12 protein-coding genes are annotated in these 12,999 nt (G+C 59.2%); 5 read left to right on the top strand and 7 right to left on the bottom strand.

The genetic code is table 11. The features are described 5' to 3' along the window. The first annotated feature begins 5 nt into the window (after nt 1-5). The 4 genes from ubiG (at nt 6) to ABTV22_RS08145 (ending at nt 3,355) form a co-directional block, all read left to right on the top strand. Nucleotides 6-704, top strand: a complete 699-nt coding sequence (gene ubiG / locus ABTV22_RS08160) for a bifunctional 2-polyprenyl-6-hydroxyphenol methylase/3-demethylubiquinol 3-O-methyltransferase UbiG (protein WP_096512821.1) — start codon at nt 6-8, stop codon at nt 702-704. A 4-nt stretch (nt 705-708) separates the two neighbouring features. Then, nucleotides 709-1,380: an N-acetylmuramic acid 6-phosphate phosphatase MupP gene (gene mupP, locus ABTV22_RS08155; protein WP_433739375.1), complete on the top strand. Its 672-nt coding sequence runs from the start codon at nt 709-711 to the stop codon at nt 1,378-1,380. Between the two features lie 122 nt (nt 1,381-1,502). Beyond that, entirely contained in the window at nt 1,503-2,243 is a 741-nt protein-coding gene (locus ABTV22_RS08150) for a YciK family oxidoreductase (protein ID WP_433739374.1), read from the top strand. Nucleotides 2,244-2,428: 185 nt separating this feature from the next. Continuing rightward, nucleotides 2,429-3,355: a GGDEF domain-containing protein gene (locus ABTV22_RS08145; protein WP_433739373.1), complete on the top strand. Its 927-nt coding sequence runs from the start codon at nt 2,429-2,431 to the stop codon at nt 3,353-3,355. A 136-nt stretch (nt 3,356-3,491) separates the two neighbouring features. On the opposite strand, the gene ABTV22_RS08140 is transcribed toward ABTV22_RS08145, so the two are convergent. The 7 genes from ABTV22_RS08140 to ABTV22_RS08110 all read right to left on the bottom strand — a co-directional run bounded on the left by ABTV22_RS08140 (nt 3,492) and on the right by ABTV22_RS08110 (nt 11,382). Then, on the bottom strand, nt 3,492-4,253 hold the full coding sequence (locus tag ABTV22_RS08140; protein ID WP_433739372.1) for a TenA family transcriptional regulator: 762 nt from the start codon (nt 4,251-4,253) through the stop codon (nt 3,492-3,494). Nucleotides 4,254-4,331: 78 nt separating this feature from the next. Next, on the bottom strand, nt 4,332-6,791 hold the full coding sequence (locus ABTV22_RS08135; RefSeq protein WP_433739371.1) for an EAL domain-containing protein: 2,460 nt from the start codon (nt 6,789-6,791) through the stop codon (nt 4,332-4,334). A 187-nt stretch (nt 6,792-6,978) separates the two neighbouring features. Further along, a complete protein-coding gene (locus ABTV22_RS08130; RefSeq protein ID WP_433739370.1) occupies nt 6,979-8,796 on the bottom strand; it encodes an ABC transporter ATP-binding protein in 1,818 nt (605 codons plus the stop codon). Next, nucleotides 8,789-9,391, bottom strand: a complete 603-nt coding sequence (locus tag ABTV22_RS08125) for a DsbA family protein (RefSeq protein WP_433741336.1) — start codon at nt 9,389-9,391, stop codon at nt 8,789-8,791. The genes ABTV22_RS08130 and ABTV22_RS08125 overlap by 8 nt, the downstream gene beginning before the upstream one ends. A gap of 39 nt (nt 9,392-9,430) precedes the next feature. Continuing rightward, nucleotides 9,431-10,372, bottom strand: a complete 942-nt coding sequence (locus ABTV22_RS08120) for a rhodanese-related sulfurtransferase (RefSeq protein WP_433739369.1) — start codon at nt 10,370-10,372, stop codon at nt 9,431-9,433. 176 nt (nt 10,373-10,548) lie between these two features. Further along, nucleotides 10,549-10,845 (bottom strand): BolA family protein, encoded by a 297-nt coding sequence (locus ABTV22_RS08115; protein ID WP_433739368.1) that lies wholly within the window; start codon nt 10,843-10,845, stop codon nt 10,549-10,551. Between the two features lie 12 nt (nt 10,846-10,857). Beyond that, nucleotides 10,858-11,382 carry a DUF2059 domain-containing protein gene (locus tag ABTV22_RS08110; protein WP_433739367.1) on the bottom strand — a complete coding sequence of 175 codons (525 nt, stop codon included), beginning with the start codon at nt 11,380-11,382 and terminating at the stop codon, nt 10,858-10,860. Nucleotides 11,383-11,573: 191 nt separating this feature from the next. Here ABTV22_RS08110 and ABTV22_RS08105 point away from each other — a divergent pair, with 191 nt between their 5' ends. After that, nucleotides 11,574-12,968: a class II fumarate hydratase gene (locus ABTV22_RS08105; protein ID WP_433739366.1), complete on the top strand. Its 1,395-nt coding sequence runs from the start codon at nt 11,574-11,576 to the stop codon at nt 12,966-12,968. The last annotated feature ends 31 nt before the right edge of the window (nt 12,969-12,999 follow it).

The following is a 12,999-nucleotide window of genomic DNA, read 5'->3' as shown; positions in this document are numbered from 1 at the left end:
TGAACATGAGCAACGTCGACTACGCCGAAATCGCCAAATTCGAGGCCCTGGCCCATCGCTGGTGGGACCGCGAAAGCGAGTTCAAACCGCTGCACGATATCAACCCGCTGCGGGTCAACTGGATTGATGAGCGCGTCAACCTGGCCGGAAAAAAAGTCCTCGACGTCGGTTGTGGCGGCGGCATCCTCAGTGAATCCATGGCCCAGCGTGGCGCTACCGTAACGGGCATCGACATGGGCGAAGCACCGCTGGCGGTCGCACAGCTGCATCAACTGGAGTCCGGTGTGAACGTCGAGTACCGGCAGATCACCGCCGAAGCCCTGGCCGAGGAAATGCCCGAGCAGTTCGACGTGGTGACGTGCCTGGAAATGCTTGAGCACGTACCCGATCCGTCTTCGGTGATCCGCGCCTGCTTCCGCATGGTCAAACCCGGCGGCCAGGTGTTCTTCTCCACCATCAACCGCAACCCGAAGGCCTACCTGTTCGCCATCGTTGGCGCCGAATACATCATGAAGCTGCTGCCACGCGGCACCCACGACTTCAAGAAATTCATCCGACCTTCTGAACTCGGCGCCTGGAGCCGCATGGCTGGCCTAACCGTCAAGGACATCATCGGCCTGACCTACAACCCGTTGACCAAGCACTACAAGCTGGCGGCCGACGTGGACGTCAACTACATGATCCAGACCCTGCGCGAGGAATAAGCCGATGCCAATCAGAGCAGTTCTTTTCGACATGGACGGCACCCTGCTCGACACCGCGCCGGACTTCATCGCGATCTGTCAGGCGATGCGTGCCGACCGCGGCCTGCCACCGATGAACGAAAGGCACATCCGCGATGAAATCTCCGGCGGCGCCAGGGCGATGGTTGCCGTGACCTTCGCCATGGACCCGGAGTCGCCCGGCTTCGAGGAACTGCGCCTGGAGTTTCTGGAGCGCTACCTCGTGGGTTGCGCGGTCCACAGCAAACTGTTTGACGGCATGGGCGAGCTGTTGGCCGATATCGAGAAGTCCAACCTGATCTGGGGTGTGGTCACCAACAAGCCACTGCGCTTTGCCGAGCCGATCATGCAGCAACTCGGGCTGGCCGAGCGCTCGGCACTGTTGATCTGCCCGGACCACGTGAAGAACAGCAAACCGGATCCCGAGCCTTTGATCCTTGCCTGCAAGATGCTCGACCTGGACCCAGCCAGCGTACTGTTCGTGGGTGATGATCTGCGCGATATCGAATCGGGTCGCGATGCCGGCACCCGGACTGCGGCCGTGACCTTCGGCTATATCCACCCAGATGATAATCCACGCAATTGGGGTGCGGATGTGGTGGTTGATCACCCACTGGAGTTGCGCAAGGTGCTTGATAGCGCGCTCTGCGGCTGCTGAGCCACCCCACATTCGTAGGAGCCGGCTTGCTGGCGATGGCGCCTTCAGAATCGAATCGCCAGCAAGCCGGCTCCCACAAGAACCGCGTAACAGTCGCGTTTTCCGATTTGTTGAGGTTTTTTATGTTTGATTATTCCGCCCGCCCCGATCTGCTCAAGGATCGCGTCATTCTCGTCACCGGCGCCGGTCGCGGCATCGGTGCCGCCGCCGCAAAAACCTACGCCGCCCACGGCGCGACCGTCCTGCTTTTGGGCAAAACCGAAGCCAACCTGGCCCAGGTCTACGATGAAATCGAAGCCGCCGGCCATCCGCAACCGGCCGTGATCCCGTTCAACCTGGAAACCGCCCTGCCTCATCAGTACGACGAATTGGCGGCGATGATCGAGAACGAATTCGGTCATCTCGACGGCTTGCTGCACAACGCCTCGATCATTGGCCCACGCACACCAATCGAGCAGCTTTCCGGCGAGAACTTCATGCGTGTGATGCAAGTCAACGTCAACGCCATGTTCATGCTCACCAGCACACTGCTGCCGTTGCTCAAATTGTCCCAGGACGCTTCGGTGGTGTTCACCTCCAGCAGCGTCGGACGCAAAGGACGTGCGTACTGGGGCGCCTATGGCGTTTCCAAGTTCGCCACCGAAGGCCTGATGCAGACCCTGGCCGACGAAGTCGACACCGTCGCGCCGGTACGCTCAAACAGCATCAACCCGGGTGCCACCCGGACCAGCATGCGTGCCCAGGCCTACCCAGGGGAAAACCCGCTGAATAACCCGACGCCCGAAGAGATCATGCCGGTCTACCTGTACCTGATGGGGCCGGACAGTACCGGCATCAACGGCCAAGCCTTCAACGCCCAGTAATGCCGTACGTCGCTTTTGTGCCGCGCCGGCTTCCCGTCGCGGCATAAGAGCATCCTTTTCTTGTACAAAGCCGTCTAAACTTGTACGAAATGTCCTACGGGACTGACGGACCAGTATGACGCGCAGCCCTAAGCCGCTCTCACCCAGCTTGTAAGACAGCCTTACTGTCCAAAGGCGCACGCCATATGAAATCACCGTCCCAGACCAACGCAATTGACTTCGATAGCGCCAAATTGCAACGCCTGGGCTTTGGTCAGCAGCAACCGACTCTGGAAACACCGGTCAGTCTTGCGAAACTGCGCCAGCAACTGAGCATGCAGTTGCAAACCAGTCTTGAGCCTCAACGTATTCTCGGTTTGTTTTTCCGCGAGATTCAACGCCTCGTCCCGCTTGATGCCTTGAGCTATGAGCACAAGAGCAGTGACTTGCGCCTGGAATTCGGCCAGCGCGGCCATCACTCGATCAGCTACAGCCTCAGTCATGAGGGTGAGCATTTGGGGGAGTTGGTGTTTCGCCGCAACCAGCGCTTCAACGAGCAGGAGCGGGGCAACCTCGAATCGCTGCTGGCCGCGCTGCTCTACCCGATGCGCAACACCCTGCTCTACCGCGCCGCGACCCAAAGCGCCTTGCGCGATCCGCTGACAGATACCGGCAACCGTATCGCCATGGATCAGACGCTGCTGCGGGAAATCGAAATTTCGCGGCGTCACCAGCACCCGCTATCTGTATTGATGCTGGACATCGATCACTTCAAACAGATCAACGATAGCCATGGGCACAGCGTCGGTGATGAGGTGCTCAAAGCCGTCGCGGCGTCGATCAAGGGCCAGCTGCGCAATGTGGACATGGTGTTTCGCTACGGTGGCGAAGAGTTCCTGGTATTGCTGTCCAATACTGCCCGGGAGGCGGCGGCGATGGTCGGCGAACGACTGCGATTGACGGTGCAGACACAAGAATATGTGGCCGAAGGCCGTCTGATCGAACTGACCATTAGCCTGGGCTGTTCAACGTTGTTGCCCGGTGAATCGGCCGAGAGCCTGTTGCGACGGGCCGATAATGCGCTGTATGTCGCCAAGCGCGAGGGGCGTAACCGCTTGACGATGGCGGGCTGAGTTTGCGCTAACACCACAAAAACAATGTGGGAGCGGGCTTGCTCGCGAATGCTGAGTGTCAGTCAATGTTGAATTGCCTGACGCACCATCTTCGCGAGCAAGCCCGCTCCCACATTTGGTTTGTACTGCCTTTGGATCAGCTCTCGGCCAATGCCAGTCGCTCACGCGTTACCGACGCTCTTTCCGCGTGCTCCAGCTGCATGCAACGCTCCAGGAACAGATACATGTAGTCGTAGCTTTTGCACACGGCCTGACGCAGCTCCATCTGCAGCGCTTTGCTCGGATTCGTGCCCGCCAGCGTGCAGATAATTTCCAGCGCCTCCCAGGGATGGGCATCGTCATACTGGGCATGCATCTTCAGCCACTTCATCGCCCGCTTGCGGTCTTCTTCGGGGAACGAGGCAGCGTACACACCATTGGAACAGACCACTGCCGACCACTCTCCCGTCGCCCCTTCGATGGCGTAGTTGGTGGCGGCAATGGCGACGATCAGCGAATCTGCCGAACTGGTGTGCCAGCACCAGTGGCTCAGGGCGTGAAGTTCCGGAGGAACCTGTTGCGCCTGCAGATCTTCCAGGCTGACACCGTGAGCACGGCTCCAGTGCACCCAGTAATCCGCATGGTTCAATTCAACGCGAATGTTGCGCATGAGCCAGCGACGCGCCATGTCTTCGCCAGGATGACGGGCAAAACGGGTCTTGGTCAGGTTTTGTGCCATGTATAACGCGAACTGTTCAACCACTGGCCAGCCACCGATCAGGTACTGACGCATGGTCTTTGCGCTGAGCTTGTTGTCACGCATGCGCTGATACAGTTCGTGTTCGACAACCCGGCGCTTGCTCTCGCTGCAATCCTGGATCAGGCGCTGGGCCCAGGCCGGATAACTTGCAGCTTCCATGAGGGGTCCGGTTCGATTGAATGTGTCGATCACTGTCGAGCTCCTTTTGATTGTGATTGTTTGGACCGGCAAGAGACTTCAACGGAATGTGCCAGGGGCCTTGAACAACAAAGGCTGTGGCCTGGCAGGACGACTTTGCAAACTATCGCAGGTAAACAAATGCGGGCGCTCGATGAGATACCCTTGAGCGTAATCGACCCCGATCTCCAGCAATGCCTGCTCGATCTGGGGCGTCTCTACAAACTCGGCAATCGTGCGTTTACCCATGACATGGCCGATGTGGTTGATCACTTCGACCATGGCGCGGTTAATCGGGTCGTCCAGCATATCCTTTACGAAACTCCCGTCGATCTTCAGGAAGTCTACAGGCAAATGTTTCAGGTAAGCGAATGAAGACATACCGGCGCAAAAGTCGTCCAGCGAAAAATGGCAACCCAAACCTTTGAGTTCATTGATAAAACGGATTGCGCTGCCCAAATTGGAAATTGCACTGGTTTCAGTGATTTCAAAACAAATCATTTCAGGCGGAACCGAATAAGTCACGAACTGTTCCCGCAGGAAGTCCAGAAACGCCTCATCGCCGATCGTTGTGCCTGACAGATTAATCGCACACATTGCCAAAGGCCCCTGACGCTTTTCGGTCATGCATTGGGCGATGATCTTGAACACATTCTCTACCACCCAACGATCGAGGGACGTCATCAATCCATAACGCTCGGCGGCGGGGATAAAACTGTCGGGCAAAATCATGCGCCCGGCTTCATCATGCAAGCGCAACAGAATCTCGACATGCCCGCCAGCGTCCACAGCATGACCCAGGGGTGCTATTTCCTGGGAATAGAGGCAAAAACGATCCTCTTCCAGCGCCATGTGCAAGCGCTGCACCCAGGCCATTTCACCGAAACGCAGGGACAATTCCGAGTCGTCGGGATGATAGACCTGAACCCGATTGCGCCCCTTTTCCTTGGCCATATAACAGGCCATGTCAGCCGCACGCAGCGAGGCTTCGAGGGTCGTCGGATTTTGCACGACATGGACCAAGCCGATGCTCACGGTCGTGACGAATGGTCGGCCCTTCCAGACAAAATGCAAATTCTGCACAGTCTGGCGCAGACTCTCAGCAACCTTTTCTGCGGCCTCGGGCGCGCAGTTCTCCAGCAGAATTCCGAACTCGTCGCCACCGAGACGGGCCAGGGTATCGCCTTCGCGCAACCCCGATTGCAACAGCGCACAGATGTGTCGCAGCAATTCGTCACCCGCCGCATGGCCACAGGTATCGTTGACCAGCTTGAATTGGTCCAGATCGAGGAACATCAGAGCGTGGCGTCCCGAGTACCGGGTCAGGTTGTGCAACGCCTGCTCCAGGCGGTATTCGAATTCGCGACGGTTGGCGAGCCCGGTCAAGGCGTCGTGGGTCGCCTGCCATGACAGATTGGCGATGTACTGCCGCTCCTGAGTCATGTCGTGCAGCACCAGCACCGTACCGCTGACTTTGCCCGCATTGCGAATCGGCGCGCCCACCAGGGTGACCGAAACCGTGCTGCCGTCCAGGCGCTGGATCAACTTCGAATGCTCACTGCCGCCGCTGAGCTGCCCACTCAAGATGTGCTCGATCAGCGTAAAGCCATCGGCCTGCGCGTTTTCATCCAGCAGGTTGAACAGCGCCGCCAGCGGCAACCCCGCGGCCTGCTCGGCCTTCCAATGCGTCAATACCTCGGCGGCCGGGTTCATATAGGCAATAGCACCCGCCACGTCCGTGGTGATTACCGCATCGCCAATCGACTGCAAGGTGATCTGCGCCCGGTCTTTTTCCAGCTGCAACGCATCGGCGAAGGCATGGCGCTGCTTGAGCAGTTTATGGGTGCGCATCAACGCCAACGCAATCAAACCCAGGGCCGTGGCGAGGTTGGTCACCAGTAGCAGGCGAAGAATGACCCGCGACCCCTCGCCCAGGGCATCACTGAAGGCCTTCGCCGCCGGTGTCACTTCATCGTTAATCGCGAAGATCTGCGCCTTCCAGCGCTGGATATCGGTGTTGGAAGCCGGGATGGCCGCGATGTGGCGATGCATGTCTCGCGCAACGTCATCGAGCTTGACCAGGTACTCGTCACCCACGGTCCAGAGGTCGATGGCTTTTTCGAGGTAGCTGAAATGCCGGAAATTGAGGTACAGCCAGATCAGGCTGGAAACATCGTCTGGATGGTTGCCGCCCTTGAGGATGGCCACCCGTGCCGCCTCGATGTTCGGCGGTTCGAGATCCAGCGCCACACGCAACTCATGACCGCCCTGGGGCACAGAAATGGCGTTCTGGTACTTTTGGAAAATCGCTTCGTCGCCGCTGTCGGCGTAAAGATTGAGGTAATAGATGGCGTCCTTCTGGCCCTTGGACCACAGGCTTTCACCGGCGACGTAGCCACGAACGGCGGACAGCACGTAAAGGCTGACGCCACCCAACAAGGCTTGAAACAACACAACCGCGATAAATGGCCAGACGATGCCCAACAACCGTGGCGTTCCGAGAGTCCGCGTTTGATTCATGAGATCCCTTGCATTAGCACTGCTTGATCGTCTTCCAGACGAAATCGCTACCGCTAGACTAGGTGGCGATTCCGATCCCGGCAAGAGGCGCGCGCTGACCAAAAAGGCCTGCGTTGCGACTGTCCCAGGTGACGATGTTGTTATTGATGATCTTCAAACAGTGTTCGTTCTGCTCAATGCCATGTCGCTACAGCTGCTGCAAATGACCGTACAGCTTGGCATACAAACCACCCTCGGCAATCAGTTGCAAATGATCGCCATCTTCGGCAATTTGCCCGCCATCGAACACCAGCACCCGATCCGCCTGCTTCACGGCCGACAACCGGTGCGCAATGATCAGCGTGGTGCGGTTGTTCAGGAACCGTGCCAGTGCCTGGTGCAGGTTGTATTCGGTGGCGGCGTCCAGCGCAGAGGTGGCTTCATCAAGGATCACCACTTTCGGTTCGGCCAGAACCATCCGCGCTATCGCCAGGCGTTGGCGCTGGCCACCGGACAAGCGCACGCCGGAACGCCCGACAATACTGTCCAGGCCATTGGGCAGTTCACGAATCGTGGCGTGCAGTTGCGCGATTTCCAACGCCTGCCAGCAAGCTTCGTCGCTACGGTCGCGGCCCATGGTCAGGTTGGCGCGCACGGTGTCGTTGAACAGCGCTGGGTGCTGCAAGACCACGGCGACGTTTTCCCGTACGGTCTCCAGGCCGATTTCCTGCTGGGTCGAACCGCCGAAGCGGATGGTCCCGGCCAACGGCGTATAGAGCCCCAGCAACAACTGCACCAGCGTACTTTTGCCGCCGCCGCTGGCACCGACAATGGCGACTTTTTCACCAGGGGCGATGGACAGGTTCATCTGATTGAGCACCAACTCGTCGCCGTAGCCAAAGCTCAGGCCCTGAACCTCGATACCCACGGTTTCTCGACCGCTGAACGGATCGACACCGATCGGAAATTGCGGCTCATCGGCGCGGGACAGCAATTCGTTGATCCGCGACAGCGCACCGCCGGCGGCGTAATAGGCATATTGCAGGTTGAGCAGCTGTTCCACCGGACCAATCATGAACCACAGGTAGCTGAATACCGCGAGCATCTGGCCGATGGACAGGTCGGAAAACAGCACGGTGAGCATGGCCGCAGCGCGGAAAATATCGATGCCAAACTGGAACAGCAAACCACTGGCGCGGTTCGAGGCGTCGGTTTTCCACTGTGAACTGACGGCGTAATCGCGAACTTCCCTGGCGCGCAGCCCCAATCGACCGAGGAAAAAGCCCTGGCGGTTACCGGCGCGAACTTCCTGGATGGCGTCCAGGGTTTCGGTCAATGCCTGGGTGAAGCGCGAGGTGCTGTCGTTCTCGAGCTTCTTCAGGTGCTTGACCCGCTTGCCCAACTGCACAGTGGCGTAGATCACCAGCGGGTTGAACAGCAGAATCAGCAACGCGAGTTTCCAATGCATCCACACCAGAATCCCGGCAGTACCGACCAGGGTCAGCATGGCCACCAGGAAACGACTGAGGGTTTCGCCGACGAATTTGTCCAGGGTATCCAGGTCAGTCACCAGGTGCGTGGTCACCGTGCCGCTGCCCAGGCTTTCGTATTCGCCCAACGAAATACGCTTGAGCCGTTCGATCAGGCGGATGCGAATGCGGTACACGATGTCCTTGGCCAACGCGGCGAACAGCCGCGCCTGCACCACGTTGAACAGCAATGCCGAACAACGCAGGACAAGGGTCACCAGCAGCATGAGGCCGATGTAGCCCGCAGCTTTTTGCCAGACCTCGGGCAGTGCCAGGTTCATGACTTTCAGCGCCGCGTCACCGTGCCCCAGCAACACTTCGTCCACCAGCAACGGCAGGAGCAACGGGATCGGCACGCTGCACAGGGTCGCCAGTACGGCCACGCCGTTGGCGATCCACAGGGATTTCTTGTGATGAAGGGCCAGACGACGGATTTCTGCCCAGCTCAGCCGGTCGACTCGTTTAACGGGAGCTGTATCGTCAGGCAGGTCATGCACAGGCAGCACGCTCCAGCCAGCGGCCGAGCAGCGGAGACAATGCACTGAGCGGTTGATAACCATTGGTCAGCAAGGCCAATTGGCCATTTCGCTCAGCCAGCAAGGTCGGGAAACCGGCGATGCCCAGGTCCTGGACCCAGGTGAAGTCGGCAGCGGTGGCGGCATGCATATCGGCACGGTCGAAGGCAGCGGCGAATTCAATGCGCGGCAGCCCCGCCTGCTCAGCCAGCTCCACCAGCACGCTGGCGCGGGTAACGTCGCGGCCTTCGGCGTAAAAGGCGTGCTGGATCAACCCGAGCAGCTTCCACGCACAATCCGGCGCCAGGCTGCGTGCTGTCACCAGTGCCCGGCAGGCCGGTTCAGTGTCGTAGACGAACCCTTCAGGCAAGGCGCCGTCCAGTTTGAACGGCTGCCCGGTGGCCTCAGTGACCGCCTGCCAGTGCTCGAGGATGTAGCGGCGGGTCGTCGGCTCCAGCGCCGAGCCACTGCCGGTGCGAAGCCCCCCCACTACCAGGTGCACGTCCACCCCGGCGGCCGCCGCCTGCTCGACCAGTGCGTTTGCAACCGGGGCAAAACCCCAGCACCAGGAACACATCGGGTCCATCACATACAGCAGGCGGCATGCAGACATGGTTCAGGCCTCGGTGGATGCTTGCTTGTAGTTGTAGCCGATCGGGTGCGGCATGTTGCGAGCCTTGGCCAATTCGATCTGCTTTTGCCGATCGATGGCGCTGCGGCGGGTTTTCTCGCTCAGCGTGTCCCAGCAATGCGGGCAGCTGATGCCGGCGACGTAATGTTCAGATGCGCGATCTTCTACGCTGACCGGTGTACGGCAGGCATGGCATTGATCGTAGTCGCCTTCGCTCAGGTCGTGGCGAACCGTGACCCGGTTATCGAACACGAAGCAGTCGCCCTGCCATTTGGTTTCTTCCTGAGGCACCTCTTCGAGGTATTTCAGGATGCCGCCCTTGAGGTGGTAGACCTCATCGAAGCCTTCGCTGAGCATGTAGCTCGATGCTTTTTCACACCGAATGCCGCCGGTGCAGAACATCGCGACCTTCTTGTGCACGGCCGGATCGAAGTTGGCTTTGATGTAGTCGGGAAATTCGCGAAAACTGGTGGTTTTCGGATCGATCGCGCCTTCAAAGGTGCCGATCGACACTTCGTAATCGTTGCGGGTATCGATCAACAGCACTTCTGGATCGCTGATCAGCGCGTTCCAGTCCTGTGGATCGACGTAGGTACCGACCTTCTTGTTCGGATCCACGCCTTCAACGCCCAGGGTCACGATCTCTTTCTTGAGCTTGACCTTAGTGCGGTAGAACGGCTGTTCGTCGCAGTACGACTCTTTGTGATCGATATCGACCATGCGTGGGTCGTTTTTCAGCCAGGCCAACAGCCCGTCGATGCCTTCGCGGCTACCGGACACGGTACCGTTGATGCCTTCTTCGGCGATCAGCAGCGTGCCTTTGATGCCGTTGTCGACCATCGCTTGCAGCAATGGCTCGCGCATATCGACGTAATTTTCAAGGGTGACGAACTTATACAGTGCCGCCACGACAATCTGTTGTGTCATGGGTCAATCTCCAGGTGGCTACCCTCGTAAGGGGTGAACCGGATGCGAAAAAAAACGCGCCGGGTTAGCGGCGCGTTACACATTCTATCAAAATAGTGCTCTTTGTAGGAGCGAGGCTTGCCCGCGATGGCGCATTCAATATCGCCATCGCGGGCAAGCCTCGCTCCTACAGCGTATCAGTGGCTACCACCGGCACAGGTCGGCGAAGCCGGAGCCGCGTCAATCTGTGCCCATTCTTCTGGCGTGTAGGTGTGCAGCGCCAACGCATGAAACTCGCCCATCAGCTCGCCGAGCGTGCCATAGACTTTCTGGTGACGCTTGACGCGATTGAGCCCTTCGAACTGCTGGCTGACCACCACGGCCTTGAAGTGGGTTTCCAATCCACGGCTGTGCATGTGGCTTTCATCCAGCACCTGCAGGTGCTCGGGCTGTAACAGGCCCAGCGTGGATTCGATGCGTTGTTGCATGGTCATACCGAACTCCGCTTACGGCTTTTTCTTGGCTGGAGCAGCTGCGTCTTTCGGCGTCAGCTCGGCCGTCATGTCAGCCAGCAACTTGTTGACCACCGGCACTGCGCTTTCGAGCTTGGCCTGAGTCATCTGGGCCGATTGCTGAGTCAGCTGCGGCATTTTTTCCAGGACTTTCTTGCCCAGCGGCGACTGGTAGAACGCAACCAGGTCCTTGAGCTCGGATTCAGTGAAGTTGGTGGTATAGAGCTTGACCATGTCCGGTTTCAGCTTGTTCCAACCGATGGCTTGGTCCAGCGCGGCGTTGGCCTTGGCCTGGTAGGTTTCCAGAACGGCTTTTTTCGATTCTGGGGCTTTGGTTTGCTGGAAGCGCTGGGCGAACATTTGCTGTACTTGCATGTACACCGGAGTGCCCAGTTTGTCGGCATGCGCCAGGGTCAGGAATGCCTCGGCACTGGCGTTGTGGCTGGCGGTATCGGCAAAAACCTGGCCGCTGGCACACACCAATGCAACCGCGGTACAGATGGCACGAAGACGAGTCATCGAGTTTCCTTTTCTAGCAGACGAGGTAAGACCCCAAGGACGTCCATTCTGCGCCTGAAAAAGTGTTTCGCTCAACCCCAAGCCTTGTCGACCCTGATTTAGAGGGATTCAATGGCAGAATCGAGACTGATGGAACCCCAGCCGTCGATCTCGGCCTAAACTGCGCAATCAGACCTACAGGAGTGTGACCGATGAGCCGTATCGAAACCGACAGCCTTGGCCAGGTTGAAGTCCCGGAAGAAGCCTACTGGGGCGCTCAGACGCAACGCTCGCTGGTCAACTTCGCCATTGGCAACGAACGCATGCCGCTGGCGGTGCTGCACGGCCTGGCGCTGATCAAGAAAGCGGCGGCACGGGTCAACGACCGTAACGGTGATCTGCCCGCCGATATCGCCCGCCTGATCGAACAAGCAGCGGATGAAGTGCTCGATGGCGAACATGACGATCAATTCCCGCTGGTGGTCTGGCAGACCGGCAGCGGCACCCAGAGCAACATGAACGTCAACGAAGTGATCGCCGGACGCGCCAACGAACTGGCCGGCAACCCGCGCGGCGGCAAGTCGCCGGTACACCCCAACGATCACGTCAATCGCTCCCAGAGCTCCAATGACTGCTTCCCCACGGCCATGCACATTGCCGCAGCCCAGGCCGTGCAACAACATTTGCTGCCGGCGATTGCCGAGCTGTCCGGCGGCCTGGCCGAGCTGTCGGCGCGGCACATGAAACTGGTGAAAACCGGGCGCACCCACATGATGGACGCCACTCCGATCACTTTCGGCCAGGAGCTGTCCGGTTTCATCGCACAACTGGATTACGCCGAAAAGGCGATCCGCAGCACCCTGCCGGCGATCTGCGAACTGGCCCAGGGTGGCACCGCCGTGGGCACCGGGCTGAACTCGCCGCACGGCTTTGGTGAAGCGATCGCTGCAGAGTTGGCGGCGCTTTCCGGCCTGCCCTTCGTCACCGCCCCGAACAAGTTTGCCGCGCTGGCCGGGCATGAGCCGTTGACCGCCCTGTCCGGCGCCCTGAAAACCCTCGCCGTGGCCCTGATGAAAATCGCCAACGACTTGCGTCTGCTGGGTTCGGGACCGCGCGCCGGCTTTGCCGAAGTGAAGCTGCCGGCGAACGAACCGGGCAGTTCGATCATGCCGGGCAAGGTCAACCCCACCCAATGCGAAGCGCTGTCGATGCTGGCCTGTCAGGTGTTGGGTAACGACGTGACCATCGGTTTCGCCGCGAGCCAGGGGCATTTGCAGCTGAACGTGTTCAAACCGGTGATCATCCACAACCTGCTGCAATCGATCCGTCTGCTGGGCGATGGCTGCAGCAACTTCCAGCAGCATTGCATCGCTGGCCTGGAGCCGGACGCCGTACAAATGGCCGAGCATCTGGAGCGCGGCTTGATGCTGGTGACGGCGCTCAATCCGCATATTGGCTATGACAAGTCGGCGGAGATTGCCAAGAAGGCCTACAGCGAAGGGCTGACCTTGCGCGAGGCAGCGCTGGAATTGGGGTATCTGACCGATGAACAGTTTGATGCGTGGGTAAGGCCGGAGAATATGCTGGAGGCTGGGGCCAAGGGCTGAGTTGCTCAGCGCCTGTTAGTCAGTCTTCGCG

The organism is Pseudomonas putida (assembly GCF_050990305.1).
GTDB classification, from domain to species: Bacteria; Pseudomonadota; Gammaproteobacteria; order Pseudomonadales; family Pseudomonadaceae; genus Aquipseudomonas; species Aquipseudomonas putida_AH.
The sequence above is the reverse complement of the archived record's forward strand: the minus strand, read 5'-3'. Positions and strand labels throughout refer to the sequence as shown.

Coding starts and splice junctions, on each gene's coding strand:
- ubiG (WP_096512821.1), top strand. CDS start 6: ATGAGCAACGTCGACTACGCCGAAATCGCCAAATTCGAGGCCCTGGCC.
- mupP (WP_433739375.1), top strand. CDS start 709: ATGCCAATCAGAGCAGTTCTTTTCGACATGGACGGCACCCTGCTCGAC.
- ABTV22_RS08150 (WP_433739374.1), top strand. CDS start 1,503: ATGTTTGATTATTCCGCCCGCCCCGATCTGCTCAAGGATCGCGTCATT.
- ABTV22_RS08145 (WP_433739373.1), top strand. CDS start 2,429: ATGAAATCACCGTCCCAGACCAACGCAATTGACTTCGATAGCGCCAAA.
- ABTV22_RS08140 (WP_433739372.1), bottom strand. CDS start 4,253: ATGGAAGCTGCAAGTTATCCGGCCTGGGCCCAGCGCCTGATCCAGGAT.
- ABTV22_RS08135 (WP_433739371.1), bottom strand. CDS start 6,791: ATGAATCAAACGCGGACTCTCGGAACGCCACGGTTGTTGGGCATCGTC.
- ABTV22_RS08125 (WP_433741336.1), bottom strand. CDS start 9,391: ATGTGTTCCTGGTGCTGGGGTTTTGCCCCGGTTGCAAACGCACTGGTC.
- ABTV22_RS08120 (WP_433739369.1), bottom strand. CDS start 10,372: ATGACACAACAGATTGTCGTGGCGGCACTGTATAAGTTCGTCACCCTT.
- ABTV22_RS08115 (WP_433739368.1), bottom strand. CDS start 10,845: ATGACCATGCAACAACGCATCGAATCCACGCTGGGCCTGTTACAGCCC.
- ABTV22_RS08110 (WP_433739367.1), bottom strand. CDS start 11,382: ATGACTCGTCTTCGTGCCATCTGTACCGCGGTTGCATTGGTGTGTGCC.
- ABTV22_RS08105 (WP_433739366.1), top strand. CDS start 11,574: ATGAGCCGTATCGAAACCGACAGCCTTGGCCAGGTTGAAGTCCCGGAA.